The organism is Marinovum sp. E3 (assembly GCF_055755275.1).
The window spans coordinates 891308-918211 of the sequence record NZ_CM146908.1; the positions used below are offsets into that span (position 1 = coordinate 891308).

General features: G+C 66.9%; 22 protein-coding genes. 4 read left to right on the forward strand and 18 right to left on the reverse strand.

From position 1 onward, the window contains the following. Window position 1: 1 nt before the first annotated feature. Both betB and betI read right to left on the reverse strand, forming a co-directional pair. Window positions 2-1462 (reverse strand): betaine-aldehyde dehydrogenase, encoded by a 1461-nt coding sequence (gene betB / locus AC0J5K_RS04430; protein ID WP_074834630.1) that lies wholly within the window; start codon window positions 1460-1462, stop codon window positions 2-4. Then, window positions 1459-2040, reverse strand: coding sequence for a transcriptional regulator BetI (gene betI, locus AC0J5K_RS04435; RefSeq protein ID WP_048530313.1), 582 nt, complete (start codon window positions 2038-2040; stop codon window positions 1459-1461). Before betI ends, betB begins: the two co-directional genes overlap by 4 nt. Before the next feature lie 80 nt (window positions 2041-2120). Here betI and AC0J5K_RS04440 point away from each other — a divergent pair, with 80 nt between their 5' ends. Next, window positions 2121-3041, forward strand: coding sequence for a choline ABC transporter substrate-binding protein (locus tag AC0J5K_RS04440; protein ID WP_048530315.1), 921 nt, complete (start codon window positions 2121-2123; stop codon window positions 3039-3041). A 59-nt stretch (window positions 3042-3100) separates the two neighbouring features. Here AC0J5K_RS04440 and AC0J5K_RS04445 read toward each other — a convergent pair whose 3' ends face one another. Further along, window positions 3101-3724 (reverse strand): glutathione S-transferase family protein, encoded by a 624-nt coding sequence (locus AC0J5K_RS04445; protein ID WP_048530316.1) that lies wholly within the window; start codon window positions 3722-3724, stop codon window positions 3101-3103. A gap of 71 nt (window positions 3725-3795) precedes the next feature. Between AC0J5K_RS04445 and choW the strand changes: the two genes are divergently transcribed. Both choW and choV read left to right on the forward strand, forming a co-directional pair. After that, window positions 3796-4629 carry a choline ABC transporter permease subunit gene (gene choW / locus AC0J5K_RS04450; RefSeq protein WP_048530318.1) on the forward strand — a complete coding sequence of 278 codons (834 nt, stop codon included), beginning with the start codon at window positions 3796-3798 and terminating at the stop codon, window positions 4627-4629. Continuing rightward, window positions 4626-5660 carry a choline ABC transporter ATP-binding protein gene (choV, locus tag AC0J5K_RS04455; protein WP_048530320.1) on the forward strand — a complete coding sequence of 345 codons (1035 nt, stop codon included), beginning with the start codon at window positions 4626-4628 and terminating at the stop codon, window positions 5658-5660. The genes choW and choV overlap by 4 nt, the downstream gene beginning before the upstream one ends. 109 nt (window positions 5661-5769) lie before the next feature. Here choV and cysG read toward each other — a convergent pair whose 3' ends face one another. From cysG to AC0J5K_RS04520, 13 genes are all read right to left on the reverse strand, one after another. Continuing rightward, on the reverse strand, window positions 5770-7152 hold the full coding sequence (gene cysG, locus AC0J5K_RS04460) for a siroheme synthase CysG (protein WP_274564677.1): 1383 nt from the start codon (window positions 7150-7152) through the stop codon (window positions 5770-5772). 26 nt (window positions 7153-7178) lie between these two features. Further along, window positions 7179-8135: a glycosyl transferase family protein gene (locus AC0J5K_RS04465; RefSeq protein ID WP_074834635.1), complete on the reverse strand. Its 957-nt coding sequence runs from the start codon at window positions 8133-8135 to the stop codon at window positions 7179-7181. After that, window positions 8132-10762, reverse strand: coding sequence for a nitrate reductase (locus AC0J5K_RS04470; protein ID WP_074834637.1), 2631 nt, complete (start codon window positions 10760-10762; stop codon window positions 8132-8134). The genes AC0J5K_RS04465 and AC0J5K_RS04470 overlap by 4 nt, the downstream gene beginning before the upstream one ends. After that, entirely contained in the window at window positions 10762-11094 is a 333-nt protein-coding gene (gene nirD, locus AC0J5K_RS04475; protein ID WP_274564681.1) for a nitrite reductase small subunit NirD, read from the reverse strand. Before nirD ends, AC0J5K_RS04470 begins: the two co-directional genes overlap by 1 nt. After that, the gene (nirB, locus tag AC0J5K_RS04480; RefSeq protein WP_274564682.1) at window positions 11091-13523 is read right to left on the reverse strand and encodes a nitrite reductase large subunit NirB; all 2433 of its coding nucleotides are present in this window, start codon (window positions 13521-13523) and stop codon (window positions 11091-11093) included. Before nirB ends, nirD begins: the two co-directional genes overlap by 4 nt. Before the next feature lie 11 nt (window positions 13524-13534). After that, window positions 13535-14476, reverse strand: a complete 942-nt coding sequence (locus AC0J5K_RS04485) for a GAF domain-containing protein (RefSeq protein ID WP_274564684.1) — start codon at window positions 14474-14476, stop codon at window positions 13535-13537. Beyond that, on the reverse strand, window positions 14473-16164 hold the full coding sequence (locus tag AC0J5K_RS04490) for an ABC transporter ATP-binding protein (RefSeq protein WP_274564685.1): 1692 nt from the start codon (window positions 16162-16164) through the stop codon (window positions 14473-14475). Before AC0J5K_RS04490 ends, AC0J5K_RS04485 begins: the two co-directional genes overlap by 4 nt. A gap of 43 nt (window positions 16165-16207) precedes the next feature. Beyond that, the gene (locus tag AC0J5K_RS04495) at window positions 16208-17290 is read right to left on the reverse strand and encodes an ABC transporter permease (protein ID WP_048530334.1); all 1083 of its coding nucleotides are present in this window, start codon (window positions 17288-17290) and stop codon (window positions 16208-16210) included. A gap of 107 nt (window positions 17291-17397) precedes the next feature. Continuing rightward, window positions 17398-18765 carry a CmpA/NrtA family ABC transporter substrate-binding protein gene (locus AC0J5K_RS04500; RefSeq protein ID WP_274564687.1) on the reverse strand — a complete coding sequence of 456 codons (1368 nt, stop codon included), beginning with the start codon at window positions 18763-18765 and terminating at the stop codon, window positions 17398-17400. 267 nt (window positions 18766-19032) lie between these two features. After that, on the reverse strand, window positions 19033-20208 hold the full coding sequence (locus AC0J5K_RS04505) for a CmpA/NrtA family ABC transporter substrate-binding protein (protein WP_074834645.1): 1176 nt from the start codon (window positions 20206-20208) through the stop codon (window positions 19033-19035). Continuing rightward, the gene (locus AC0J5K_RS04510; RefSeq protein WP_048530340.1) at window positions 20205-20789 is read right to left on the reverse strand and encodes an ANTAR domain-containing response regulator; all 585 of its coding nucleotides are present in this window, start codon (window positions 20787-20789) and stop codon (window positions 20205-20207) included. The genes AC0J5K_RS04505 and AC0J5K_RS04510 overlap by 4 nt, the downstream gene beginning before the upstream one ends. Before the next feature lie 293 nt (window positions 20790-21082). Continuing rightward, on the reverse strand, window positions 21083-21451 hold the full coding sequence (locus AC0J5K_RS04515) for a DMT family transporter (RefSeq protein WP_048530342.1): 369 nt from the start codon (window positions 21449-21451) through the stop codon (window positions 21083-21085). Further along, window positions 21448-22938: a UbiA family prenyltransferase gene (locus AC0J5K_RS04520; RefSeq protein ID WP_420398625.1), complete on the reverse strand. Its 1491-nt coding sequence runs from the start codon at window positions 22936-22938 to the stop codon at window positions 21448-21450. Before AC0J5K_RS04520 ends, AC0J5K_RS04515 begins: the two co-directional genes overlap by 4 nt. A 124-nt stretch (window positions 22939-23062) precedes the next feature. Between AC0J5K_RS04520 and AC0J5K_RS04525 the strand changes: the two genes are divergently transcribed. Next, complete coding sequence (locus tag AC0J5K_RS04525) at window positions 23063-24754, forward strand: glycosyltransferase family protein (protein WP_274564693.1); 1692 nt, start codon at window positions 23063-23065, stop codon at window positions 24752-24754. 117 nt (window positions 24755-24871) lie between these two features. Here the strand turns inward: AC0J5K_RS04525 and AC0J5K_RS04530 are convergent, their stop codons facing one another. Both AC0J5K_RS04530 and AC0J5K_RS04535 read right to left on the reverse strand, forming a co-directional pair. Continuing rightward, window positions 24872-25723 carry a carbon-nitrogen hydrolase family protein gene (locus tag AC0J5K_RS04530; protein ID WP_274564695.1) on the reverse strand — a complete coding sequence of 284 codons (852 nt, stop codon included), beginning with the start codon at window positions 25721-25723 and terminating at the stop codon, window positions 24872-24874. Next, window positions 25723-26808 carry a C45 family autoproteolytic acyltransferase/hydolase gene (locus AC0J5K_RS04535; RefSeq protein ID WP_274564697.1) on the reverse strand — a complete coding sequence of 362 codons (1086 nt, stop codon included), beginning with the start codon at window positions 26806-26808 and terminating at the stop codon, window positions 25723-25725. Before AC0J5K_RS04535 ends, AC0J5K_RS04530 begins: the two co-directional genes overlap by 1 nt. Window positions 26809-26904: the final 96 nt, after the last annotated feature.

The following is a 26904-nucleotide window of genomic DNA, read 5'->3' on the forward strand; positions in this document are numbered from 1 at the left end:
ATCAGAAAGGTGCCTCGATCTGGGACATGCGGACATAGACGGATTTGAGCTGGGAATAATGCTCGATCGCCGCCTTGGCGTTCTCACGTCCGACCCCCGAGAGTTTCGAACCGCCAAAAGGCACTTCGACCGGGGCGTCGTTGTAGGAATTGATGAAGCAGCTGCCGGCCTGCAACTGGCGGATCACCCGATGGGCGCGGGTGATGTTGGTGGTGAAGACCCCGGCCGAGAGGCCGAATTCCGTCGCATTGCCACGGGCCACGGCCTCGGCCTCGTCGTCGAATTTCAGCACCGAGAGCACCGGACCGAAAATCTCTTCGCGGGCAATGGTCATCTCGTCGGTTACATCGGCAAACAGCGTCGGGGCCACCCAGAAACCGGGGCCCTCCAAGGCGGCGCCGCCAGTGACGAGACGCGCGCCTTCGGCTTTGCCGGCCTCGATGTATCCCAGCACCTTGTCGCGCTGTTCGGCGCTCACCAGCGGGCCGAAATTGACCTCCGGATCCAGCGGGTCGCCGGTCTTCACGCCATGCAGCCGTTCGGCCATGCGGGCAACGAAGGCGTCGTAGATGCCAGCCTGCACGAAAACCCGGGTGCCGTTGGAACAGACCTGGCCCGAGGAATAGAAGTTGGCCAGGATCGCGCCCGAGACCGCATCCTCGAGATCGGCGTCGTCGAAGATCAGCAGCGGCGACTTGCCGCCCAGCTCCATGGTGACATTCTTGATGCCCTCGGCGGCGGCGGCATAGACCTTGCGGCCGGTGGGCACCGAGCCGGTGAGCGAGACCTTGGCGATGCGCGGATCGGCGATCAGTTTCGCGCCCACGTCGCCGCGCCCCTGGATGACGTTGAACAGGCCCGGAGGCGCGCCGGCCTCGACCAGTATCTCGGCCACCTTCAGAGCGCAGAGCGTGGTGGTTTCGGAGGGTTTGAACACCATGGCATTGCCACAGGCCAGCGCCGGCGCGGCCTTCCAGCAGGCGATCTGGGTGGGGTAGTTCCAGGCCCCGATCCCGGCGCAGACGCCCAGCGGCTCGCGCATCGTATAGGCCCAGTCCTCGCCCAGCGGGATATGCTCGCCGGTGAGGCTGGCGGCGAGGCCGCCGAAATATTCCAGCGCATCGGCACCCGAGGTGGCATCGACCAGCGAGGTTTCCTGATAGGGTTTGCCGGTGTCCAGGGTTTCGAGCTGGCTCAGCTCGTGGTTGCGGGCGCGCATGATGTCGGCGGCGCGGCGCAGCACCCGGCCGCGTTCGGTGCCCGAACGCGCGGCCCAGTCCTGCTGGGCATGCAGGGCGGCGGCGATCGCCTGTTCGACGATGCCATCGGTGGCGGCATGGACGCTGGCGATCTGTTCGCCGGTGAAGGGATAGATCACTGCGATCTCGTCGCCCGAGGTGTCTTCGATGTAATAGCCGCCGACGAAATGGCTGGCCTTGGGCTGGGGGGCGGGCAGGGTCATTGCGCGCTTCCTTTCAGTTCCAACTGGATATGTGTCATCGCCAGATCGGCGGCATGACGGTGTTCGGTCTCGCGCGGGGCGAGGCCCTCGCGCAGGTAGAGCCCGTCGATCATCGCCGCGATTCGTTCGGCGGCGGCGGCGGGGTCGGCGACCAGCGGGCGCAGGGCGTGGCGCAGGTTGGCGCGCAGGCGGCGTTGATAGACCGACAGGAGCCGCGCGGCCTCGCCCGAGGACAGCGCCAGCGCATAGAAGTTCATCCAGGCCGAGACCACCTCGCGGCGGAAATGCCCGGGCGCGAATCCGGCCAGAACGATGGCCTCGAGCCGCGCCTGCCGGCCCTGAGCCCCGCGCAGCGCCTCGCGCACGTCGGCGCCATAAACGCTGAGGATATGCCGCATGGTCGACAGGAACAGCTGTTCCTTGCCGCCGAAATAATGATGCGCCAGTGCCGGCGACACGCCGGCGCGGCGCGCGATGGCAGAGACCGTGATGTCAAGCGTGCCTTTGGCGCCGATCTCGGCAATAGTCGCCTGTATCAGCGCTTCACGACGGATCGGCTCCATTCCGACCTTGGGCATGAGATCCTCCGGATTGAAGTCTGGGATTTATATGTTATTGATTGACTGGTCAGTCAACAAAAATCAGGGAGATGAATCACATGAAACTCAGGATCACGGCCTCCGCGCTGGCGATCGGCCTAGCCACGCCTGCCTTTGCCGAATGTGACGAAGTGAACTTTGCAGATGTCGGCTGGACCGACATCACCGCCACCACCGCCGCCACCACCACGGTGCTGGACGCGCTGGGCTATGAGACCGATATCAAGGTGCTGTCGGTGCCGGTCACCTATACCTCGCTGGCCAACGGCGATATCGATATTTTCCTCGGCAACTGGATGCCGACGATGGAAGGTGACATCGCGCCCTACCGCGAAGCCGGCACCGTCGATACCGTGCGCGCCAACCTGGAAGGCGCGAAATACACATTGGCGGTGAACAAGGCCGCGTCCGATCTGGGGATCGCCGATTTCGCCGATATCGCGGCCCACAAAGAGGCGCTCGACGGCGAAATCTATGGCATCGAGCCGGGCAATGACGGCAACCGGCTGATTTTGTCGATGATCGAGGAAAATGCCTTTGGCCTCGAAGGTTTCGAAGTGGTCGAAAGCTCTGAGCAGGGCATGCTGGCCCAGGTCGCCCGGGCCGACCGGCGGGACGAACCGGTGGTCTTCCTCGGCTGGGAACCGCATCCGATGAACGCCAATTACGAGATGTCCTATCTCACCGGCGGCGACGATTACTTTGGTCCCAACCTCGGCGGTGCCACGGTCTTTACCAACACCTCCGCCGGCTATGTCGAGCAATGCCCCAACGTCGGCAAGCTGCTGCAAAACCTCGAGTTCACGCTGGCGATGGAAAACGAGATCATGGCGGCGATCCTCGACGACGGCGAAAGCCCGTCGGATGCGGCCAGGGCCTGGCTCTCGGCAAACATGGGGGTGCTCGACGGCTGGCTCGACGGCGTCACCACCAAGGACGGCGGCGATGCGATGGCCGCGGTGAAGGCCGCGCTGGAGTGAGTTCGGCCGCTGCGGACATGTTCGCCCCTGCCTGCGGGCAGGGGCGCTTGCGCGGCGCGTCAGCCCTCTTCGGGCATCAGCGCGTTGTCCAGATCATTGGCGCGCATCGCCGCCGGGCGGCTGGCCAGCCGCTTGGCGTAATCGGCAAAGCCGGGGCGTTCGGGCAGGGTGCGGAACTGCATCCCCCACTGGATCTGCGCCCCCACGTAGACATCGGCCGCCGTGAACCGCGCGCCGCAGACAAAGGGCCGCCCGTCGGCCAGCATCGCCGCAAGCGCATCGGCCACTGTATCGAGACTGCCATAGCCCGATCGTCCGCGTGCCTGCGGATCGTCGGGCAGGGCGAAGCCGAACGACGTATTGGTGACCGCCTGCTCGCCGGGACCGGCAGCCAGAAAAAGCCAGCGAAAGAAATCGGCGCGCTCGTCGGGCTCGGGCGCCAGCCCGGCCTCGGGAAAGGCAAAGGCGAGATAGGTGCAGATCGCCGCCGCCTCGGTCACCACCTGGCCGTCATGCACGATGGCCGGCACCTTGCCCATGGGATTGAGCGCCAGATACTCCGGCGATTTCATCTCGGGGCCGTAAGCCAGCACCTTGGTCTCGTAGGTCGCGCCGACCTCTTCGAGCATCCAGCGGGCAATCCGGCCGCGCGACATCGGGTTGGTGTAGAACACAAGCGCCATGAACAATCTCCCTCGGGTTTGGAGGAAAGAGTGACAGCAGACACTACAATCGGCAACCGGGAGGCCCGCGCATGGAGTGGCTGACCGACAACAAGATCCCCGTGGGCAAATCCGCCGCCTGGATCTTTGATCTGATGCAGGACTACGGCGCCTGGTTCTTCGACGCCCTGTCGGATGCCATGGACGCGATGATCGAGGCCATCCTCTGGGTGCTGCAAAGCCCGCATCCGCTGCTGGTCATCGCCGCCTTCGCGGCGCTGACCTACGGGTTGCAACGCAGCTGGAAGGTCACGCTCTTCGTGGTGCTGGGCTTTCTCTTCATCCTCAATCAGGGCTACTGGGAGGAAACCACCGAGAGCCTGACGCTGGTGTTGTCGGCCTGCGTGGTCTGCATGGGGGTGGGGGTGCCGATCGGCATCGCCGTGGCGCACCGGCCCAGGCTCTATGCCTGGATGCGGCCGGTGCTCGACCTGATGCAGACCTTGCCGACCTTCGTCTATCTGATCCCTGCGATCGTGTTCTTCGGCATCGGCATGGTGCCCGGCCTGATCGCCACGGTGATCTTTGTCGTGCCGGCGCCGATCCGGCTCACCCATCTGGGTGTGACCTCGACCCCTGATGCGCTGCTCGAGGCGGCGGATGCATTCGGCGCCACCGGCTGGCAGAAGCTGCTGAAGGTGGAACTGCCCTATGCCTTTCCGCAGATCATGGCCGGTCTGAACCAGACCATCATGCTGTCGCTGTCGATGGTGGTGATCGCCGCGCTGGTGGGCGCCGACGGGCTTGGCGTGCCGGTGGTGCGCGCACTCAACCAGGTGAATACCTCGCTGGGCTTCGAGAGCGGCTTTGTCATCGTCGTCGTTGCCATCATGCTGGACCGGATGCTGAGGGTGGACCGCAAATGACCACACGCAAGAACGCCGTCGAATTCGACAATGTCTCCATCGTCTTCGGCAATCATCCCGAAGAGGCGCTGCCGTTGATGGACAAGGGCCGCGACCGCGCCGAGATCCAGCAGGAAACCAGCCAGGTTCTGGGCGTGCACAACTGCCGCATCGACGTCCGGGAGGGCGAGATCCTCGTGCTCATGGGGCTCTCGGGCTCGGGCAAGTCGACCCTCTTGCGCGCGGTCAACGGGCTCAACCCGGTGGTGCGCGGCCAGGTCCGCCTGCGCTGCGGCGATGAAATGGTGAATGTCACCCACGCCGATGCAAAGAGCCTGCGCGACCTGCGCCTGCGCCATGTCGCCATGGTGTTCCAGCAGTTCGGCCTGCTGCCCTGGCGCACGGTGCGCGACAACGTGGTGCTGGGGCTGGAGCTTGGCGGCATGGACCGCAAGGCGCGCAATGCCCAGGCCGAGGAAGAGCTGGCGCTGGTTGGCCTCGCCGACTGGTCCGACCGCAAGGTCGGCGAGCTCTCGGGTGGCATGCAGCAGCGGGTGGGCCTGGCGCGGGCCTTTGCCACCAAGGCGCCGGTGCTTCTGATGGACGAGCCGTTCTCGGCGCTCGATCCGTTGATCCGCACGCGGTTGCAGGATGAGCTGCTCGACCTGCAACAGCGCCTCGGCCGCACCATCATCTTTGTCAGCCACGATCTCGACGAGGCCTTCAAGATCGGCGACCGCATCGCCATCATGGAGGGCGGGCGGATCGTGCAATGCGGCACCCCGCGCGAGATCTTCTCCAACCCGGCCACCGATTACGTGGCCGATTTCGTGGCGCATATGAACCCGCTCGGCGTGCTCTGCGCCCGCGACATGATGCAGCCCGGCGCGGGCGGGGGACCGGAGGTCGCGCCGGAGACGCCGATCAACGATCTGGTGCAGATGTTCTCGGATCAGGTGGACGAAATCACCGTGACCCGCGACGGCCAGGCGCTGGGCGTGGTGACCCGCGACACCCTGCTGCACCGCCTGGCGCAGACCATGCCGGGGTGATTGACGCGCCGCCGTCCCGGCCTCCGCGCCGGGACCTTTTGCCTTTGACGTCGGGGCCCCGGATCAAGTTCGGGGCGCACCAGCCTCCCTCGGTCTCGGCCCCGCCAAGTCATGCCGAGAGCGCCACCTCCGATGCGGCGACCTTGGGCCATGTGATCAGCAACACCGCCACGCCGGTCACTGCTTGGGCGGCCAGGCTCTCGGCCAGCCGGTCCAGCGTGCAGGTGAACCGGCGCTCGCCGGGTTTCGAGACCTCGACCGCCACCGTCACCTCCGCCGCGCCGGGCAGACCGCGGGCGCGCAGCCCGTCGACGATCCGTGTCGCCTGCCGCACCGCCATGTAAAGCGCCAGCGTGGTGCCCGGCCGGGCGTGGCGGGCGCAGTCGGGCAGGGGATCCTCGTCGCGGCAGGTGCCGGTGGTCAGCACCAGCGTATCCGACACCCCGCGCGTGGTCAGCGACCGGCCGGCGCTTGCCGCTGCGGCGCAGGCGGCGGTGATGCCGGGCACGATCTCCACCGCGATGCCGGCCGCCTCCGCAGCCTCCAGTTCCTCGGTGGCGCGGCCGAAGATGCCGGGATCGCCCGATTTCAGGCGCACCACCCGCTGGCCGCGCTGCGCCGCCGCAACGATCACCGCGTTGATCCGTTCCTGCGGCCAAGCATGGGCGCCGACCACCTTGCCGACAAAGACCCGCTCGGCATCGCGCCGCGCCAGTTCCAGCACTTCGGCATCGACCAGACGGTCATAGAAAATCACATCCGCCTCCTGCAACCGCTGCACCGCGCGCAGGGTCAGCAGGTCGCGGGAGCCAGGGCCGGCGCCGACCAGCGCGATGCTCCCCTCGGGCGCATCGCCGGGCGCGCGTCCCTCGGCAATCGCTGCCTTCAGCGCCTGTGCCGCCGCGCGTTCGGCGCCCCGGGTCCAGGCCGCGCGCGGCGTGTCGGAAAACGCCCAGGCCCAGAAGGCGCGGCGCCGCGCGGGCGCGACGCGTTGCGCCACCGCGCCGCGCATCCGCCCCGCCAGAGCGGCCAGCCCGCCGAGGTTGGGGGCCAGCATCTGTTCCACCTGGGTCTTGATCTGTCGCGCCAGCACCGGGGCGGTGCCTTCGGTGCCGATCGCCACCACCACCGGGTCGCGATCGACCAGCGAGGGCGTCGTCAGGTCGCAGAGATCGGGCCGGTCGACCACATTGACCTGGCAGCCGCCGGCCTTGGCCAGCCCGTGCAGCGCCGCATCGAGCCCCGGGCAGCCGGTGGCGACAAAACCCATGGCCGCGCCTTCAAACAGCGCCGGGGTGATCGCCCCGGCGTGATGCACCGCACGGCCCTCGGCCACCAGCGCCGCCAACTCGGCGTCCAGTTCCGGTGCCGCCAGCACCAGCGTCGCGTCGGTCTTGAGCATCAGCCGCGCCTTCTGCGCCGCCTGTTCGCCGCCGCCGCAGATCACAACCCGGCGGCCGGTGGTGCGGATGAACATGGGAAAGCTTTTCATCTCGGTCTCCTCTCAGGCAGACATCCTCAGGCGGCCCGCGCGCGGTGGCGCCGGGCCCAGAGCGATTGCGCCAATTCTTCCGGCCGGTCATGGCCCAGCGTTTCCAATGCCAGCGCGGCGGTGCCCGTCACCACGGCCCGGGCGAAGGGATCGTCGCGGTCGCCGGCCCAGAGCGCGGCGAGATGCGCGGGGTCGGTGTCGCCGTCATCCAGCCGGCGGGTGTCGTCGGTCAGCGCGGGCGCCACGCCTTGCCAGGCTGCGCCGTCGCGCAGGCCAAAACAGGCGATCTGCTTGCCGGCGTGGCGTTCGAACTCGCCGCCGCCGCCCTTGATCACCGTCTGTCGCGTCAGGCCGAGGTGCTGCGCCGCCTCGGTCTGCAACCCGCGATAAGACGGGTGAAACACCCCCTGAACCGAGGCTGCCGCGCCGCCGGGGTTGAACATCCGGCAGACGGTGTTGACGCAGGAGCGCAGGCCCAGAACGTCGCGCAGCCGGAGCAGCGCAAACAGCCGGGGCGAGAGGGTTTCCAGCGGCAGATAGGCCACGCCCTGGGTGGTGAGGCTCTGCGCGCATTCGGCCGGATCGGCGATCAGGGGAATCCCCGCCGGGCCGAGCGCCTGCCGCACCGCGCCATCGGCGCCGTTATAGCCATGCATCAGCACCCGGTGCCCGGCCCGCGCCACCAGCCGCGCCGAGAGCAGAAACCAGGGAAGCCCGCGCGTCCGGCCTGCGGCATAGGAGGGCCAGTCGAGGTCGGGGCGGGGCAGGGGCGGCAGGGTGGCGCCGGCGGCGCGGGCAAAGCCCGCGATCTCTTCCGGCGTTTCGCCTTTCATCCGCATCAGCATCAGGAGCGCGCCGATCGCTTCCGGCGCCGCGCCACCGCGCAGCATCAGCGCCATTGCTTCCTGCGCCTCTTCCTGCGTCAGCGACCGCGACCGGCCGGGGCCGCGCCCGAGGATGCGGACATAGGGGGCCAGGCTCATTCCGCCGCCTCCGGGGTGGCGCAGCGCGCCAGAAGCTCGGCCAGCTCGGGCCGGCAGGAGCCGCAGTTGGTGCCGGCGCCAAGCGCCGCGCCGATTGCCTCGACGCTCATCAGCCCCTCGGTCTCGATGGCGGTGAGGATGGTGTTGACCCCGACCGAGAAGCAGGAGCAGAGCACCGGCCCGGGGTCGGGCTGATCGGCCGGCGGCGCGCCGGTGATCGCCTGCGGTGCCTCGGCTCCGGGCAGAGTGACGAGATAGTCGCGCAGCACCGCCACCGGCTCCGGGGCGACAAAGAGCGCGGCCAGCAAGCGGCCCTCGTCGTAGAACGCCAGCCGGGCGATGCCGCGCGCGCTGTCGATCACCGATTGCACCTCTGCCTCGGGCAGGCCGAAGAGCCTGCGAGCCTCGGCCTCCCAGTCGGCGACCGGCGTGGTGCCGGCCAGTTCGGCGCGATACCCCGAGGGCGTGCGGGCGCGCGCCCAATAGGCGCAATCGGGGGCGAGATCGCCGGCGGTGACGGCAAAGCCGTACCAGGCCGCCGCCAGTTTGGTGACGGCGCAGACCGCCGCCTTGCTTTCCGGCTGGCCCGAGACCGGATCGACCACCGGCGCCACCAGCGCGTCGATCCGGCCCGAGGGCGCGGTCTCGCCGGTCCAGTGCATCGGTGCAAAGACGTCGCCCTGCTGCACATCTGAGCTGATCCGGGCGCGCAGGATGGCGTTGCCCTGCGGGCTCTGCACCTGCACCAGGTCGCCCGGTTCAAGCGCGAGCGCGGCGGCGTCGCCGGGGTGAATGTCGAGGAAGGGCTCGGCCAGATGCGCCGAGAGCCGCGGCGACAGCGCGGTACGCGTCATCGTGTGCCATTGGTCGCGGATACGGCCGGTGTTGAGCCGGAAGGGATAACGTGGCGCGCGTTTCGCCTCTGGCGCGCGGTGGCGCAGCGGCAGCATCCTGCCCCGGCCGTCGGGGTGAAAGAATTGGCCGTCGGCAAAGAAACGTCCGCCTTCGCGCGCCTCGGTCAGCGGCCAGCGGCGGGGCGCCAGCATGTCGTAATCCGGGTCGTCGAGATCGCGCAGGGCCGAGATGTCGAAATCGCGGCCGAAGTAGCCGGCAATGCCGGAGAGTGCGGCGTATTCACGGAAGATCTCGGCAGGGGCCTGATAGTCGAAGGCGGCGCGAAAGCCCATGCGGCGGCCGACATCGGCCAGGATGTCCCAGTCGGGCCGCGCCTGGCCCGGCGCCGGCAGGACGCTGCGCTGCCGGCTGATGGTGCGGTCGGAATTGGTGACGGTGCCGCTTTTCTCGGCCCAGGCGGCGGCGGGCAGGAGCACATCGGCCAGCCGCGCGGTATCGGTCTCGGCGGTGATGTCGGAGACCACGGTGAAATCGCAGCCGGAAATGGCGTCGCGCACCGCGTCGGCATCGGGCATCGAGACCGCCGGGTTGGTATGGATGATCCAGAGCGCCTTGATCCGGCCGTCGCCCACCGCCTGAAACATGTCGACGGCCTTGAGCCCCTGGGTCTCGGGCATTGCTGGCGCCTGCCAGAATTCGCGCACGGCGGTGCGGTGGCTGGGGTTCTCGATATCGAGGTGGCAGGCCAGCATATTGGCCAGGCCGCCCACTTCCCGCCCACCCATGGCATTGGGCTGGCCGGTGACGGAAAACGGCCCCGCGCCCGGCTTGCCGATGCGCCCGGTTGCCAGATGACAATTGAGAATGGCATTGACCTTGTCGGCCCCGGACGAGGATTGGTTCACCCCCTGGCTGAAGACGGTAACCACCTTGTCATGCCGCATCCAGAGCTGGCAAAAGGCGGCGATCTCGGCCTCGCTCAGCCCGGTGACCGTGGGATCATCGGCATAGGCGGCCTCGAGCGCGGCGTCGAAACCATCGACATTGCGCAGGTAGGCTTTGTCAAAGGCGCCGCCCTCGTAGATCTCGACCAGAAGCCGGTTGAATAGCGCCACGTCGCTGCCAGAGGCGAGCGCCAGGTGCATGTCGGCGCCGTCGCAGCTGGCGGTGCGGCGCGGGTCGACGACGACGATCTTTGTCCCGCGTTTCGCCCGCGCGGCCAGCACCCGCTGATAGAGCACCGGATGGCACCAGGCGAGGTTGGAACCCACCAGAACCACGAGGTCGGCCGCGTCAAGATCCTCGTAGGAGCCGGGCACGGTATCGGTGCCGAAGGCGCGCTTGTGGCCGGCGACGGTCGAGGCCATGCAGAGCCGCGAATTGGTGTCGATATTGGCCGAGCCGATAAAGCCTTTCATCAGCTTGTTGGCGACGTAATAATCCTCGGTCAGCAATTGGCCCGAGACGTAGAAGGCCACCGAATCCGGCCCGTGCCGCGCGATGGTGTCGGAGAACTTTTTGGCGACCAGGTCGAGCGCGCTGTCCCAGCCCACCTCCTGCCCGCTGATGCGGGGGGCGAGCAGGCGGCCGGCCCGGTCGAGCGTGTCCCCCAGAGCCGAGCCCTTGGAGCAGAGCCTGCCGCGATTGGCCGGGTGGTCCGGATCCCCCCTGACGTCCAGACCACCCGCGCCGTCCGGGCGCAGGATGACCCCGCATCCCACGCCGCAATAGGGGCAGGTAGACCGTGTTTCACTCACACCCGCCCCGTCCATCACGCCGCACTCCGATGCGCGAGTTTGGTGGTGTCGATCAGGATCCTCCCATCCTCGACCCGCACCGGATAGGTCGCGATGCGGCCCTCGTCGGCGCCCTGCGCCTGACCGGTGTTCAGATCGAACACCCAGTTGTGCAGCGGGCAGGTAACCGACTGGCCGTGCACGATGCCGTGGTTCAGCGGCCCGCCCTTGTGCGGGCAGCGGTCGGAGGTGGCAAAGACCTCGTCCGGCGCAGTGCGAAACAGCGCCACGCAACCGACCTTGGTCTTGATCACCCGGGCGCCGCGCAACGGGATGTCGTTGAGGTCTCCGATGTCGAGCCAGCTCATTCCGCGGCCTCCAGGGTAAGATCGGCAAGGGGTTGATATTGCTCGGACTTGCTCTCGGCCTCTTCGGCCCAGGGGTCCTTGCGATAGATCGTTTGCGACAGCTCGAAGCGCGCGATCAACGCCGCGCGTTCCTCGAGGTCGTCGACCACACGCTCTTTCACCCAGTCGAGACCCACCTTGGCGACCCATTTGTAGGGCCGGTCGAGGTATTTGGCGTTCTCGCGGTAGAGCTGCATGAAGGCGGTGGCGAGGTCGATCGCCTCCTGCTCGGTCCTGGCTTCGGCCAGCCGCTCGGTTTCCTTCACGTCCATGCCGGCGGCCCCGGCGACACCGATCTGATAGCCGCTGTCGACGCAGACCACGCCAATATCCTTGCAGGTCGCCTCGGCGCAGTTGCGCGGGCAGCCCGAGACCGCCAGCTTGACCTTGTGTGGCGTCCAGGAGCCCCAGAGCTTTTTCTCGAGCTGGATGCCAAGCCCGGTGCTGTCCTGCGTGCCGAAGCGGCAGTGATCCTTGCCAACGCAGGTCTTCACCGTGCGCAGGCCCTTGGCATAGGCATGGCCAGAAACCATGCCGGCGGCGTTGAGATCGGCCCAGATCGCGGGCAGGTCCTCGCCCTTGACCCCCAGCAGGTCGATCCGCTGGCCGCCGGTGACATGCACCGTGGGCACCTTGTACTTGTCCGCCGCATCGGCGATGGCGCGCAGCTCGTCCGGCGTGGTCATGCCGCCGAACATCCGCGGTACCACCGAGAAGGTGCCGTCTTTCTGGATGTTGGCGTGCTTGCGCTCGTTGATGAAACGGCTCTGCGGGTCGTCCTGATATTCCAGCGGCCAGTCGGCCAGCAGGTAATAGTTCACCGCCGGGCGGCAGACATGGCAACCGTTGGGCGTGGACCAGCCCAGCTCCTGCCAGACCGCGGCCTGGCTTTTCAGCTCCTGGCTCTTGATCAGCCGGCGCACGTCCTCGTGGCTGAGATCCGTGCAGCCGCAGATCGCTTGCGACGCCGGCATCTGGAAATCGTCGCCCAGCGTGACTTGCAACACCTGTTCCACCAGCCCGGTGCAGGTGCCGCAGGAGGCGCTGGCCTTGGTGGTGGCCTTGATTGCGCCGAGGTCTGTGGCCCCGTCTTCGATGGCAGATACGATGGTGCCCTTGCAGATGCCGTTGCAGCCACAGATTTCCGCATCAAGCGGCAATGCTGCAACGGCTGACAGAGGGTCCGCGGCGGCACCTCCCTGATAGGAGGGGCCAAAGATCAGCGTGTCGCGCATCTCTTCGATGTCCGTGCCGTCCTTGATCAGCCCGAAGAACCAGTTGCCGTCGGCGGTATCGCCATACATCACCGCGCCGATCAGCCTGTTGTCCTCGATCACCAGCCGCTTGTAGACGCCGCGCGCCGGATCGCGGAACACGATGTCCTCGCGACCTTCGCCCTCGGCGAAATCGCCGGCGGAGAACAGATCGCAGCCGGTGACCTTGAGCTTGGTCGACAGCTCCTTCGGGACGAAAGCGCCGTCTTCGCCCAGAAGCGCGGCTGCGACGACCTTGGCCTGATCGTAGAGCGGCGCGACAAGGCCGAAAAGCTGGCCGTCGAACTCCACGCATTCGCCCACGGCATAGACATCGGGGTCCGAGGTCTGCATCTGCGCGGAAACCTCGATGCCACGCCCCACGGTGAGGCCCGCATCATTGGCCAGCCGTGTTTCCGGGCGGATGCCCACGGCCATGACCACCAGATCGGCAGGCAGGGTTTCGCCGCTGTCGAGCAGAACCGCTTCGGCCTTGTCCTCGCCCAGAATGGCCTTGGTCGAGGCCTGGGTCTTGACGGTAATGCCGCGCCCCTCCAGATCCTTGCGCAGCAGATAGCCCGCGGCTTCGTCGAGTTGCCGCTCCATCAGGTGGCCCATCAGGTGCAGCACGGTCACATCCATGCCGCGCTGGGCGAGGCCGGCGGCCGCTTCCAGACCCAGCAGACCGCCGCCGATCACCACGGCGCTGCCGCCCTTGGAGGAGGCCTCGATCATCGCGTTGGTGTCATCGAGATCGCGGTAGGAGATCACCCCGGGCAGGTCCTTGCCGGGCACCGGAATGATGAAGGGCGCCGAGCCGGTGCCGATCAGCAGCTTGTCATAGGCGACCTCGCCGTTTTCGCCGATCACCACCTTGCGGGCGCGGTCGATGCCGACAACGCTTTCGCCGAACCGGCAGGTGACCTTGTTGCCATTGTACCAATCGTCGTCATGGGTGACGATCTCGGCATAGCTCTTTTCCCCCGACAACACCGGTGACAGCATGATGCGGTTGTAGTTGCCGCGTGCCTCTGCGTTGAACAGGGTGACTTCATAGGCGTCGGGGGCTTGTTCGAACAGATGCTCCAGCACCCGTCCCGAAGCCATGCCGGCGCCGATAACGACCAGTTTCTGCATGTCGTTTCCTTTCACGAATACCAGGCGACGATGTGTGACACCTCGCCCTTGGAATGGATCGGCAGGGCCACGAAATTCTCGTAGCCGGCGGCAATTCCGGCGACGCCTTGGTCGACCACCGGCAGGCCGGAGCCCAGCACCCGGCCGATCAGCCCCTGCCAGGCAGCGGCGCGGCGCGGCTCTTCCGCCTCGGCGGCCCAGAGCCGGCCCTCGCGGGCGCAGATGCCGTCGATCAGCACCGCCGCACCGTCCTTGCCGACGCGAGCCGCGCGGGCGTCCCAGATCTCGAAACGCCGGGCGATCGGCGTGCCCCGCGCCGACAGCAGCGTCAGCACGAAGGTCTCGCCGCTCGGCACCGGCACCGGCAGGCCGAGACCGGTGGTCAGCCCGGCCTGTCCGGCGCTTTCCGAGCGGACGAAGCCATAGCTCGAGCCCAGGTCGCGCATCAGGATCGGCGTATTGGCTGCCCAGACCGCCCCGGGCAGACCCTGGCCGCGCGGGAAATGCGTGTGTTTCGAGACAAATTCGAAATGTTTGGCGGCGCCGTAATAGCCGTCTTCGAGCATCAGCAGGTTGTCTTTCGACTGCCAGACCTCAAGCGCGCCGATCCTGTCCTCGCCGTCGCCGCAGAGCACCACGAGCACCGCCTTCAGCGCCTTGCCGTCAAACAGCGGCACCGCCACGGCGCTGGTCAGACCTGCCGCCCTGGCGGCATCGGCGCGTTTGAAGCTGGCCGGGTCCAATGTCTTGAAGACCACCGGGCGTTCCTCGGCCCAGGCCATGCCCGGCAGGCCTTCGCCCTTGGCAAAGCTGGTCTGGCCGGAGGCCGCCTTGAACTCGGTCAGATCGCCGTAGTTGCCGCCCGCCAGTTTCAGCACGCCCTCTTCGGGCACCCAGTATTCGGTGACCTCGATGAAGGTGCGCACCTCGGTGTCGATCATCGCTTCCATCATGCGGCTTCCTTCTCATCGGGCTTGGCGGTCGGGGTGGCGGCCTTCGGCTTGGCACCATGCTCGTATTCTTCGAGAAAGCTCAGCACCTGCTCGCGGTAGAGGTAGTAATCGGGATGTTCGAGCAGCGCCTTGCGGGTGCGCGGGCGGGGCAGGTCGACGTTGACGATGCGGCCGATGGTGGCCTGCGGGCCGTTGGTCATCATCACCACGCGGTCGGCCAGCAGGATCGCCTCGTCCACGTCATGAGTGACGCAGATCGCGGTGACCTTGGTGCGCGACCACACTTCCATCAGCACCTCCTGCAACTCCCAGCGCGTCAGGCTGTCGAGCATCCCGAAGGGCTCGTCGAGCAGAAGCAGTTTGGGCGAAAGCGCGAAGGCCCGGGCGATGCCGACACGTTGTTTCATGCCGTTCGACATGTCGGCGGCAGAGCGGTCCATGGCATCGGCCAGGCCCACCCGCTCGAGGTAGTATTCCACGACGTCCTGACGCTCGGCCTGGCTGGCCTTGGGATAGACCTTGTCGACGCCGATGGCGCAGTTTTCGCGTGCCGTCAGCCAGGGAAAGAGGTTGGGCGACTGAAACACCACCGCGCGCTCCGGATCGGCGCCCTGAACGTGGTAACCGTCAAGCCGGATTGCGCCCTTGGAGATGTCGTTGAGACCGGCGGCCATGGTCAGCACGGTGGACTTGCCGCAGCCGGAATGGCCGATCAGCGAGATGAATTCGCCCCGGTTCACCTTGAGATCGAAATCCTCGACCACGGTAAGCGGGCCTTTCGGCGTCGGGTAGATCTTGTGCAGCTGCGAGAAGTCGAGGAAGCGCTCTTCGATCATGCCTTCCTGCGCCTGTTGCACCGCCTTCGGAACCGAGTGGATCGGCGTCACGTCGGGCAGGATGCGCGAGCCTTCGACCTTGGCTTCGATGCCCACATCCATCAGGTAGTTGGTGACCTTGGCGCGCAGGGCCTTGAACCCGTCGTGGTGGTTCATCTCGCCCCGGTCGCGCGGGCGGGGGATGTCCACCGGGAACTCTTCGCCCAGCGAGCCATCGGGGTTGAGCGCGATGATCCGGTCGGCCAGCATGATCGCCTCGTCGACGTCATTGGTGATCAGCACGCAGGTCTTCTTGTCAGCTTCCCAGATCGCCTCGATCTCATCCGCGAGGTTGGCACGGGTCAGCGCGTCGAGCGCCGAGAGCGGCTCATCCAGGAGCAGCACCTCGGGATTCATCGCCAGCGCCCGCGCCACGTTGACCCGCTGGCGCATGCCGCCCGAAAGCTCGGCCGGGCGGCGGTGGGTGGCGTGGCTGAGGCCCACCATCTTGACGTAATGCGCGACCTTTTCGGCCTTTTCCGCCTTGGGCAAGCCGGGGAAGATGGTATCGACCGCGAGGCCGACGTTGCCCGCCACCGTCAGCCAGGGCATCAGCGAATAGCTCTGGAAGATCACGCCGCGTTCCGGCCCCGGCCCGGTGATCGGCTGGCCCTTGAAGGTGACCTTGCCGCGGGTCGGCTGTTCCAGCCCGGCCATCAGGTTGATCAGTGTCGTCTTGCCGGTGCCGGAGAAGCCCAGCAGCACGAGGAACTCGCCCTCCTGCACCTCGAGGTCGATGTTCTTCAACACCGAGGTGGCGGCAGTGCCTTCGCCGAAGCTCTTGGAGACATTGTCGAATTTCAGGATGCTCATCTGCTTGTCCTTTCTGCGCGACCCCGGAGGTCCGGGGCGCATGTCACCGGTTGTTCGAGAAGGTGAAGAGCGATTGCAGGGCGAACATCACGCGGTCGAGCAGGAAGCCGATCACGCCGATGGTCAGCACCGCGACCATGATTTTGGCGAGCGACGAGGAGCTGCCGTTCTGGAACTCGTCCCAGACGAACTTGCCGAGACCGGGGTTCTGCGCCAGCATCTCGGCGGCGATCAGCACCATCCAGCCGACGCCGAGCGACAGGCGCAGACCGGTGAAGATCAGCGGCAGGGCCGAGGGCAGGACCAGCTTGGTGATCTTGGTATAGGTGTTCATTTTCAACACCTTGGAGACATTCACCAGATCCTTGTCGATGCTGGCCACACCCAGCGCGGTGTTGATCAGTGTCGGCCAGAGCGAACAGAGCGTCACGGTGATCGCCGAGATCAGGAACGATTTGGAGAACATGCCGTCGTTGGTGGCATAGACCGCCGAGACGATCATGGTGACGATCGGCAGCCAGGCCAGCGGCGAGACCGGCTTGAAGATCTGCACCAACGGGTTGATCGCGGCGTTGGCGGTGGGCGAGAGACCGGCGGCGATGCCCAGCGGCACGGCGACGGCGGTGGCGATCAGGAAACCGAAGAACACGGTCTGGATCGAGGTCCAGATCTGCTGGTAGTAGGACGGCGCACCGGTATAGGCGATGTCCTTGACCTCGTCAGCGCGGCCAGCCTCGACCAGCTTTTCGTTGCGCGCGGCGACCATGGTTTCGAACTTCTCGCGCTTGACGGCCTTGGCGGCGGCGTCCTCGTGCAGGTTGACCGCCTCTTCCCAGACCGCGGCCGGGCCGGGGACTGCGCCCAGCGACGTCTGCACCTTGGGCGCCAGCGTGGCCCAGAGCATCAGGAAGGCGATGATGGCAATCAGCGGCACGGCCAGCAGGCGCCAGATTTCCTTGACCTGCGCTTTCGGATTGTCCCCTGCTGCGGCCTTGAGTACCGGGGTGGCCCAGGAGAGGCCGAGCACCTGGAACCATTTGTCGGCTGCGTTGATGCGAGTGAAGAGTTTCGCGCGGCGGGCTTCGCGGGCCTCGGCGGCGGAGAATTCGGGGTCGACGGTGGTCATGGCGGGGTCCTCGGGAGATTGGGGGGAGGCCCCGGATCAAGTCCGGGGCGCGTGTCGCGGGATCATCGCGCCCCGGGCCTGACCCGGGGCCTCTGCCTGGATTGAGCTCAGCCCTTCACTTCGGTGCCGACAACGGTCTGCTCGCCTTTCAGCCCGATCGGCAAGCTGTCGAGGTAGGCGTTGGGGGCCTTGCCGTCATAGGCGATGCCGTCGATGATATCCTCGGCCGGGGTCGGCGCCTTGTAGCCGTCGCTGTCCCAGGGGAAATCGGCCGCATCGGCAAGACCTTCATCGACCAGCAGCCGCGCGGCCTCGAGATAGATGTCCGGCTTGTAGACCGACCTGGCAACCTCGTCGTACCAGCTGTCCGATTTCGGCTCGGCAATCTGGCCCCACCGGCGCATCTGGGTCAGATACCAGACCGCATCCGAATAGAAGGGATAGGTGGCGTTGTAGCGGAAGAAGACGTTGAAGTCGGGGACGTCGCGCTTGTCGCCCTTTTCGTATTCGAAGGTGCCGGTCATCGAGGCGGCGATCACCTCGGCATCGGCGCCGACATATTCCGGCCGGCTCAGCATTTCGACCGCTTCCATACGGTTGGCGTTGTCGTTTTCATCCAGCCATTGCGCGGCGCGGATCAGCGCCTTGGTGACAGCCAGCGTGGTGTTGGGGTAGTCCTCGGCAAACTCAGCGGTGATGCCGAAGACCTTCTCGGGATTGTTCTTCCACAGCTCGTAATCGGTGATCACCGGCACGCCGATGCCCTTGAACACCGCCTGCTGGTTCCACGGCTCGCCCACGCTGTAGCCATAGATTGTGCCGGCTTCGAGCGTGGCGGGCATCTGCGGCGGCGGGGTGACCGAGAGCAGCACATCGGCGTCGATCTGGCCCGAGATGTTTTCCTGGCTGTAATAGCCCGGATGCAGCCCGCCGGCCGCCAGCCAGTAGCGGATTTCGTAATTGTGGGTCGAGACCGGGAAAACCATGCCCATGTTGAAGGGCTTGCCCTCGTTCTTGTAGCTCTCGACCACCGGGGCCAGCGCTTCTGCGCTGATCGGGTGGATCGGCTTGCCCTCGGCATCGGCGGGGATGTTGGGCTTCATTTGCTCCCAGATCTCATTCGACACGGTGATGCCGTTGCCGTTCAGGTCCATCGAGAAGGGGGTGATGATATGCGCCTCGGTGCCGAAACCGATGGTCGCCGCCAGCGGCTGGCCGGCCAGCATATGCGCGCCATCGAGCTGGCCGCCGATCACGCCGTCGAGCAGAACCTTCCAGTTGGCCTGGGCTTCCAGCGTCACGAACAGGCCCTCGTCGAGGAAATAGCCCTGTTCATAGGCCACGGCGAGCGGCGCCATGTCGGTGAGCTTGATGAAGCCGAAGGTCAGTTCGTCTTTTTCAAGATCCAGCATCTGCGCGAAACCGGGAGTGACCAATGCGGTAGAGGCGGCAAGGCCGAAAATGAGGGTCTTCATGAGGTTCTGTCCTTTACTGAGGCCCGGGAAGAGAGGGATCGGGCAAAGAAAAAAGCCGCTGACGCACTTCGCCGGGGGCGAAGGGTCGAGCGGCTTTGCTCATCGGGTCCCGGACGTTCGGGAGAATTCCTGCAACGGACGCCATTGCCCGTCGATGCAAGCTTTATGCCAAATCAGCCTGCGGTGGCGCAAAGGAAAGGCGGCGGGAGGGCGGTGATTTTCTGCATTGCAGCGAGATCATCGCTGCAACTGCACAATAATTGGGCGTCAGGCCAGGTCGGGGTCAAAAATGCGGCCATCGAAGAACCGGTCGCGTCCGAGAATCAGCTGGCCGACGTCGGCCGGCACGGCGGTGGGTTCGGTCACGCCGCCCTCGATCCGCGACGAGGCGGTGGGCAGGCTGGCCGACAGCCCCGAGAGCGCGGCGCGGTGCAGATCGGTGCGAAACACCCGCGCGGCGGCGGATTTGGCGGCGGTCCGGTCGAGCCCGGTGCGCGCCGCCAGTTGCAGCCCGATCCATTCCGCCTGGCTGCGCCAGGGAAAGGTCGCGGCGGAGCGATGGAAGGTAAGGAAGTCGGGCACGCTGCGTTCCTCGCCGCGCCCCGAGAGCACGAGACGCCCGGACAGCGCCCGGTCGAGGATGTCGGCGGGCAGGTCGAGATAGCCGGGCCGTGCCAGGATCTCGGCGGCGAGGCTGGTCGAGGCCGGATCGCCCAGCCAGCGGCCGGCGCGCCAGACCGCGCGGATCAGCCGACCGCGCAGCATGGCCTCGGCCTCGGCCCAGTCGGCTCGCATGGCCAGCACCTTCTCCGGCGCAAAGGCCCAGATCGCCGAACCGGGCAGCAGCAGTTCGCCCATGCCGTCCTCGACCGCCTGAGAGCCCCAGGGTTCGCCGACGCAGAAGGCGTCGATCTCGCCGGCGCGGATCGCATCGCCCATCAGCGGCGGCGGTACGGTGCGCACAGAAACCGATTGCGGCGCCGGCAAGCCCAGCGCCGAGAGCCAGTAATAGACCAGCTCGGCATGCATCGAGAACGGGAAGGGCACGCCGATACGCAGGCCGGCCCCCGACGCGGCGATCAGCGCCAGTCCGGCGGCGCGGGCATCGTTGAAGGCAAAGTCATGGCCGGCGTCGCGCAGCCGGTCGGCCAATGCCCGGCTGATCCCGATGACATTGCCATTGACTGAGAGCACCGAGACCGCAGACAGCGGCGCGCCGGCACCGCCCAGGCCCAGCGCCGTGGCGATGGGAACGGGCGAGAGCATATGCGCCGCCTCGACCTTGCCAAAGCTCAGCATGTCGCGCAGCGACGACCAGGAGGGCGCACGGCGCAGATCGAGGGTGATGCCCTCTTCGGCGGCAAAGCCCATTTCCTGCGCCAGGACCAGCGGCGCCGCATCGACCAGCGGGATGAACCCGACCGAAAGCGTGGTTGCGCTCATCCCAGAAGCCCCGCTGCGGTCACCAGCGCCTGCGCCACATCGGCCACGCGCTTGCCCTGATCCATCGCGGCCTTGCGCAGGATGGCATAGGCCTCGTCCTCGCTGACGCCGCGAGCCTTCATCAGCATGCCCTTGGCGCGGTCGATCACCTTGCGTTCCTCGAGCGCGCGTTTGGTCTCGGCCAGCTCGGTGCGCATGCGCTGGAACATGCGGAACCGGGTGATGGCGGCGTCGAGCACCGGTTTGACGCGGCCGGGCTGCATGCCGTCGACCACATAGGCCGAGACGCCGGCCTCGATCGCCGCGGTCGAGAGGCCCTCGGCCGACCGGTCGACGAACATCGCCACCGCGCGGTCCTGCGGCCCCGAGGCCAGCGCTAGTTCCTCGAGCATGTCGCGCGAGGGGTTCTCGATGTCGATCAGCACCACGTCGGGCTGGCGCGCCTGGATCTGCCGGGCGAGGCTGGTGGGCTCGGCAATCACCTGGATGTCGAAATCGCCGGCGGCGCGCAGGCTGTCGACGATGAGCAGCGCGCGGTCGCGGTCGGGTTCGACGATGATGATCGAGAGTGGGCGGGACATGAGCGCAAATGGGGGGGCTGGTGGAGCTTTGTAAATGGGTGGCGCGGTGTGCGAGGGGCGGCGGCCTGGCGTATGCACAATTATTAATCAGAATGCCGGTCCTGTCTTCCCCGCGCGCAACAAGACCGCAGGCCGCCGCGCGATCGCCGGCCCCTCGGGGGCGGCGATTTGGCCCGCGCACCCCTGTTGATCGGAGGTTCTACGGATTTGGCTGCCATAAGGCGCCGTGAGCAAGACTGTTGCATCGCCATCCCGCGGCTCGGCGCTCGCATGGCGTGGGCTTCAGTGCCCGCCTACCGCCCCACCGCCATCACCAGCAGCCCCGAGATGATCAGCGCCATTCCCAGCACGCGGGTCAGGCTCAGGGTCTCCCCCAGGACCAGCACCCCCGACGCGGCCACCATGACAAAGCTCATCGCCACGAAAGGATAGGCCAGCGACAGGTCGATCCGCCGGAGCGCAAAGAGCCACAGAACCGTGCCCACTCCGTAGAACGCCAGCCCGCCCAGCACCCAGGGCGAGAGCAGCAGCGACAGGCTTTTCTGCACCAGTCCGGCGGTCTCGGCAAAGCTCACCCGGCCAACGCCGGTCTTGAAACAGGTCTGGCCCAGCGCCGAAAGCGCGACGCTGGCGAAGATCAGGGCAAATCCCGCCGGGCTCATCGGATGACCCCGGAAAATTCGAGGTAGCGCGCGGCAAAGAAGACCGCGAGCACCGCAGTCAGCGTGATCTGGCTGATCCGGTCGGTCAGGGCAAAGACCACCGGATCGTCGCCCACCTTGCCCCGGATCGCCCACATCCAGCTGCGGTAGATCCAGAACATCATCAGCGGCACCGCCAGCCAGAGAATGTCGCGGCCGCCATAGGTCTCTCTCGCGGTCGGGCTGTTGATGTATTGCGCCAGGGTCAGCAGGCTGACCGCCGCATTGGCGATGCCGAAGATCTGGATGCTGGCCAGCTCCGCGCCCCAGTAATTGCGATGCGGCAGCTTGGCGTCCTCGGTCACGGCATCAAGCTCGATGAACCGTTTCATGTAGGCCAGGCTGACAAAGAAAAAGAGCGAAAAGGACAACAGCCAGGGGCTCAGAATGATCCCGCCTGCCGCCGCCCCGGCGAGGATGCGCACGGTATAAAGCAGTGACAGCACGATCACGTCGATCGTCGAGAACCGCTTGAGCGCGAAAGAGTAGGCGGTGGTCAGGCCGAGATAGAGAAGAAGCACCAGGCCGAAGGGCAGGCCCACTGCGCCGAACCCCAGCGCAAGCGCGGCGACCAGCAGCGCCAGCGCCGCGCCGACCCCCTGGGCCGGGCGCAGCAGCCCGGCGGCAAAGGGCCGGAGCCGCTTGCGGACGTGGCGCCGGTCGGCCGGAATGTCGAGCAGATCGTTGATCAGATAGACCCCCGAGGCCATCAGCGACATGGCGGCAAAGGCCAGCCCGGCCAGCAGCAGCGCGCCGGGTTCGGTGTAGAGATGGGCAAAGAACAGCGGCAGAAAGACCAGTACGTTCTTGGCCCATTGATGCGGCCGCATCGCCGCCCACAGGCCACGCCAGACCGGTGGCGCCGGATCGGTGGTCAGCGACAGGCGCGGGCCCGCTGCCTGCATCTCGGCCCGGGCGGCGGCGTCGGGGCGGACGAAGCCGGCCTTCTGCGCCGCGCGCCAGATGGGGATGTCGGCGGCGCCGTCGCCCAGATATTCGAACGGACCGGCGCTGTCGCCGCGGATCGCCGCAAGCTTGGCCGCGCCCTTCAGGTTGTGGCCCGGCTCCGAGGCCAGCACCGCGTCGAACAGGCCGAGGTGCACCGCGATGGCCTCGGCCGCCTGGCGGTCGGCGGCGGTGGCCAAGACGATGCGGCGGCCCTGGGCGCGGGCGCTGCGCAGGTAGTCGAGCACCGTGTCGTCATAGGGCAGGAGCGCCGGGTGAAAGCCGTCGCGGTTCCAGACCGCATGCTTGATGCCGCTGACGCCATGCCGGTGCCAGGCGGCGAGGATCGGCCGCCAGTTGCCGGGCCGGGCCAGGGCGGCAACCAGCAGTTCCTGCGCCACGTCGGTGTGCACCAGCGTGCCGTCAAGATCGACATAGAGCGGCAGGGTCGCCGCCTGATGATGCGTCACATCCTCGGCCAAATATCCGTCCAAATTCCGCAACAATCCCGCTCCGTCGCCATTTTCCTCCGCCTGCGCAAGACAATGGTGCGCAAATGTGCGGATTTTCTGGCGCGCCGCGGGTTTGACTGTAAAAAGTTAAGATATGTCTGGCAAAAGTGATTTTGTGACACGCCTCTCGGTGGGTCTGGGCCTGTTTCTTCTGGCGTTCGCCTTGCGTGCCCTGGGCGCGGATTACGGCTATTTCCACGGCGATGAGCGGATCAATGATGCCGCCAAGGTGCTGGCCGGGCAGATCGTGCCGGGGCAGCATTTCTATCCGCCGCTGATCACCTATCTCAACGGGCTGGCCTTCGGCGGGCTGTTCGCGCTGGGGCTGCCGCTCGGCTGGTGGGGGTCGCCGGGCGAATTCCGGGCGCAGTATTTTTCCGATCCGACGGTCTTCTACCTCACCGCCCGCTATCTGACGGCGGTGATCGGCGCGCTGATCGCGCCCTTGTTCTTTGCCATCGGGCGGCGGGTCGGGCTCGGGCTCTGGCCGGCTCTGACCGTGGGACTGCTCGGGGTCTTCTTTCCGCTCGGGGTCTTCATGTCGCATATCGCCAAGGGCGACGTGGCGCTGGCCACGGCCACCGTCGCGGTCTTCTGGGCGCTGATCGCACGGCTTCAGGCGGCGCGGCCGGGGCGCTGGGACATCTGGCTCGGGGTGCTGGCGGTGCTGGTGGTGAGCTTCAAGCAATCGGGGGTCTTCGTGCTGCTGCCGCTGGCGCTCGGCCTGGCGGCGCTCCTGATCCGGGCCGAGGGCGTGGGTGCGATGGCGCGGAGCATGGGCCGGGCGCTGCTGACGGTTGTACTGCTCTGGCCGGTGCTGAACATCGGCATCCTGCTGGATTTCGGCAATTTCCTCGCCTTTCAGAAAATCCAGACGGTGATGTCGCTGCGCACCGGGGACGGCATCTGGCCGGGGCTGACCACGCTGGGGCTGCGGTCGCTGGGCCTGGTCTGGGGGATGACGCCGGTCTTTGCGGCCATGGCGCTGCTGACGCCCCCGGTGCTGATGCTGCCGGCCTGTGCGTTGCGGCAGAAACCGGCGTTGCTGCTGATCTGGGCCGCGCTGGCGATCGGCACGCTCACGCTGGCCCTGCTGGCCGGGCCGCGCCAGCCCGAGCACCTCTGGATTGCCAGCTTCGCCGGCTTCACCCTGCTTGGCGGCCTTGCGCTGGCCGGGCTGATCGGCGCGCCGGGCCGTGCCGGGCAGGCGGCGGCGGGCGCGCTGGCGCTGGGCGCGGGGCTGTCGCTGCTGGGCGCGGTGATCGCGGTGAGCGAGGCGCTGGCGCCGCCGATGTGGCAGGAGACCGACGCCTATATCGCCGAGCACCTGGCGGACGAGAAGATCATGACCATGGCGGTGACCCATCTGCCGCAGCGCCAGGCGGCGCAGCAGATGGAGATCGCCCGTTGGCAACGGCTGGCCGAAAAATACGACACGCCGCTGCCGGAGATGGCCGAGGAACGGCGGATCACCGAAGATGCGCGGGGGGCGGTGTTCTACATCGCCATGCCGACGGTGCTCTACGGCCTGGAAGGTGTGGACGAGGACGATCCGGACTTCCAGGCGCAGGTCCACGCCTGGCCGCCGCAGCGCGCGGAATGGCAGCTTGACCACTGGCGCGATCAGGGGTTCGACAACTTCGTGGTGAAAGATCCGGAGTTCATGCGGTCGCAGGTCAACTCGGCGCTGATGCGGGGGTTTTTCAGCGACCTGCATGCGCGTTGCGCCGTGGTGGCGGCGTTTGAACCCAACAAGCCGCTTTTCCTCGAGCGGGAGATTGCGATTTATCGGTGTGGGCCGGGGTGAGGGGCGCCTGAATTTCGCTGTGCCTGCGCACATCGACCGGCTGGGGGGCCAGCCCCCCAGACCCCCCGAGGGTATTTGGGGCAAGAGGAAGGGGGAGCGGGGCGGTTTTGCCGGGGCTCAGCGGAGGCGCTGGGCTTTTTGCAGCGGACCGAGGCTGTCGAGATAGTCCGAACGGTAGCCGTCCTCGTAGATCGGAAAGCGCGCCGGGCTGTCGCGAAAGCTCTTGAGGGGCTGGCCCATGTTGAGGATGCCGCGCTCGCGCTGGCGGCGGGCTTCGGCGAAATCCACTTCCAGCGGAATCATCTCTTCCTGCACGTTGCCGTCATGCAGCAGCCGCCCGGCCGGGTCGATGACCTGGGAATAGCCGTTGCCGCCGGCCAGCAGCCCGTTGATGTGAAAGACATACATCTGGAACATCGCGGCCGAGGCGCGGGCGCAGGCCAGATCGGCGTGGCGGTCGACAAAGGCGGCGTTGACCGGGTTGATCAGCACTTCGGCGCCCATCGAGGCCAGGGTGCGGGTCAGTTCCGGGAACCAGATGTCATAGCAGATCGACAGGCCGATGCGGCCGACACCGGGCACCTCGAAGACGCAGGGCGCGGTGCCGGCGGTGACCCCCTCTTCGTAGGGGGTGAAAGGGAACATCTTGTCATAGCGCGCGACCTCTTCGCCCGCCGGATTGAACACCGGGGCGGCATTGTAGATGCGGCCATTGCGCCGTTCGAAATAGCTGCCGGGCTGGAGCCAGATCCGGTGCTGGCGCGCCATGTCGGCAAAGGCCTGGTCAAAGTCGCCGCCGGCGGCCTGGGCGCTGGGCAGGGCCGGGCCATGCGCGGCCAGCTCGGAAAAACACACCATCTCGACCCAGGGGTAGAGATGCATGAGCAGCGCCAGCCGCTTGCGCATCTCGGCGATGTTGTTCTGGGTGGTCACATGCATCTGGATGCCTGCGATTGCGAATTTACTCATCACGCCGTCCTTTGCAGGTCTGTCAGGAAGGTCGGCGCGGCAAGCAGCCGGCTGCCGAGATCGGAAAATTCCACGTCGAGCGTGGCGGGCGCAAAGGCCGGTATCTGCCAGTCTTGGCCGGTGCCGCAGCCCCAGAACAGCCGCGCGGTGCCCTGCACGGGCCGGTAGACGATGGAAAACACCGTGCCATAGCCCGCGCGGTACTTGGCCGAAAAGAACGGCGGCGTGAGAAAGCTGGCTTGCAGCGTCGCCTCGTCGGGCGGATTTCGGGCGAACATGAGGCCGAGGCTCTGCGCCCGTTCGAGCGTCGCCGAGATCCGGCCGTGGCGAGGCCATTCCACGCCCAGCTGGTGATTGGTGGCCCAGGGCGTGAACTGCACCATCGGAGGGCGGTCGGGGCTGAGAAACACGGTGGCCGCCTGGCCCCGGCGATCGGTCAGGGTGACATTGTAGGACATGTGGCAGGGCACCGCGCGCAGCGCCTCGAGCCCGTCCTGCACATCGGTGCAGGTCTCGAGCACGTAGCGGATCAGCAACGGAATGCCGAAGCCGCGGCCGGTGCCGACCCGGCCGCCGAAGCTGAGCGAGACGGCCAGCCCGTCCTGGTTCATCCCGTCCGAGAGGCCGGCCAGCCCCTCGACCATGCCCATCACCACCTTGCCGCGCCAGTTCGAGCGCAGCAGCGTGGCCTCGCTCAGCGCAGGGTCGAGATCGTAGTTGCGCATCAGGAACGGCCCGCGGGCATCCTGCGAAGCGGCCTGGGTGCAGCTCACCAGATAGCGCGGCGGGCACCAGAAGGTCAGGAATTCGCGCAGCACCGGATCATCGGGCAGGGTGGCCGACAGCCGGTCGATCAGCTTGGTCATTTCGGGCATGTGGCGGCGCAGGGCGCGCTCGGCCTCGCGGGTGGTCTCGGCGGTGGTGCCGCCGCGCGCCAGATACCAGTCGCGCCAGCCCGGCCAATGGGCGTGCAGCAGGCTTTCCCAGGTCTCGGCCGGCCGCTCCTCGGACAGGGCGGCGAAACGGCGGTGCAGGGCATAGCCCGGTCTGGCCTGCGATGGATGGAGGGGGGCGAAAGGGGGCATGCGGCGGATTTCCTGTCGGTATTCCCTACACTATGTGTCATGGTGTTGCAGTTTCAAGGGCAATATGCTACACCATGGTCCATGGTGGCGAAAATG

What these genes read in the sequence shown, in the direction of transcription:
- betB (WP_074834630.1), bottom strand. Translation starts at nt 1,462, where the DNA reads ATGACCCTGCCCGCCCCCCAGCCCAAGGCCAGCCATTTCGTCGGCGGC.
- betI (WP_048530313.1), bottom strand. Translation starts at nt 2,040, where the DNA reads ATGCCCAAGGTCGGAATGGAGCCGATCCGTCGTGAAGCGCTGATACAG.
- AC0J5K_RS04440 (WP_048530315.1), top strand. Translation starts at nt 2,121, where the DNA reads ATGAAACTCAGGATCACGGCCTCCGCGCTGGCGATCGGCCTAGCCACG.
- AC0J5K_RS04445 (WP_048530316.1), bottom strand. Translation starts at nt 3,724, where the DNA reads ATGGCGCTTGTGTTCTACACCAACCCGATGTCGCGCGGCCGGATTGCC.
- choW (WP_048530318.1), top strand. Translation starts at nt 3,796, where the DNA reads ATGGAGTGGCTGACCGACAACAAGATCCCCGTGGGCAAATCCGCCGCC.
- choV (WP_048530320.1), top strand. Translation starts at nt 4,626, where the DNA reads ATGACCACACGCAAGAACGCCGTCGAATTCGACAATGTCTCCATCGTC.
- cysG (WP_274564677.1), bottom strand. Translation starts at nt 7,152, where the DNA reads ATGAAAAGCTTTCCCATGTTCATCCGCACCACCGGCCGCCGGGTTGTG.
- AC0J5K_RS04465 (WP_074834635.1), bottom strand. Translation starts at nt 8,135, where the DNA reads ATGAGCCTGGCCCCCTATGTCCGCATCCTCGGGCGCGGCCCCGGCCGG.
- AC0J5K_RS04470 (WP_074834637.1), bottom strand. Translation starts at nt 10,762, where the DNA reads ATGGACGGGGCGGGTGTGAGTGAAACACGGTCTACCTGCCCCTATTGC.
- nirD (WP_274564681.1), bottom strand. Translation starts at nt 11,094, where the DNA reads ATGAGCTGGCTCGACATCGGAGACCTCAACGACATCCCGTTGCGCGGC.
- nirB (WP_274564682.1), bottom strand. Translation starts at nt 13,523, where the DNA reads ATGCAGAAACTGGTCGTTATCGGCGCCGGCATGGCTTCGGGACGGGTG.
- AC0J5K_RS04485 (WP_274564684.1), bottom strand. Translation starts at nt 14,476, where the DNA reads ATGATGGAAGCGATGATCGACACCGAGGTGCGCACCTTCATCGAGGTC.
- AC0J5K_RS04490 (WP_274564685.1), bottom strand. Translation starts at nt 16,164, where the DNA reads ATGAGCATCCTGAAATTCGACAATGTCTCCAAGAGCTTCGGCGAAGGC.
- AC0J5K_RS04495 (WP_048530334.1), bottom strand. Translation starts at nt 17,290, where the DNA reads ATGACCACCGTCGACCCCGAATTCTCCGCCGCCGAGGCCCGCGAAGCC.
- AC0J5K_RS04500 (WP_274564687.1), bottom strand. Translation starts at nt 18,765, where the DNA reads ATGAAGACCCTCATTTTCGGCCTTGCCGCCTCTACCGCATTGGTCACT.
- AC0J5K_RS04505 (WP_074834645.1), bottom strand. Translation starts at nt 20,208, where the DNA reads ATGAGCGCAACCACGCTTTCGGTCGGGTTCATCCCGCTGGTCGATGCG.
- AC0J5K_RS04510 (WP_048530340.1), bottom strand. Translation starts at nt 20,789, where the DNA reads ATGTCCCGCCCACTCTCGATCATCATCGTCGAACCCGACCGCGACCGC.
- AC0J5K_RS04515 (WP_048530342.1), bottom strand. Translation starts at nt 21,451, where the DNA reads ATGAGCCCGGCGGGATTTGCCCTGATCTTCGCCAGCGTCGCGCTTTCG.
- AC0J5K_RS04530 (WP_274564695.1), bottom strand. Translation starts at nt 25,723, where the DNA reads ATGAGTAAATTCGCAATCGCAGGCATCCAGATGCATGTGACCACCCAG.
- AC0J5K_RS04535 (WP_274564697.1), bottom strand. Translation starts at nt 26,808, where the DNA reads ATGCCCCCTTTCGCCCCCCTCCATCCATCGCAGGCCAGACCGGGCTAT.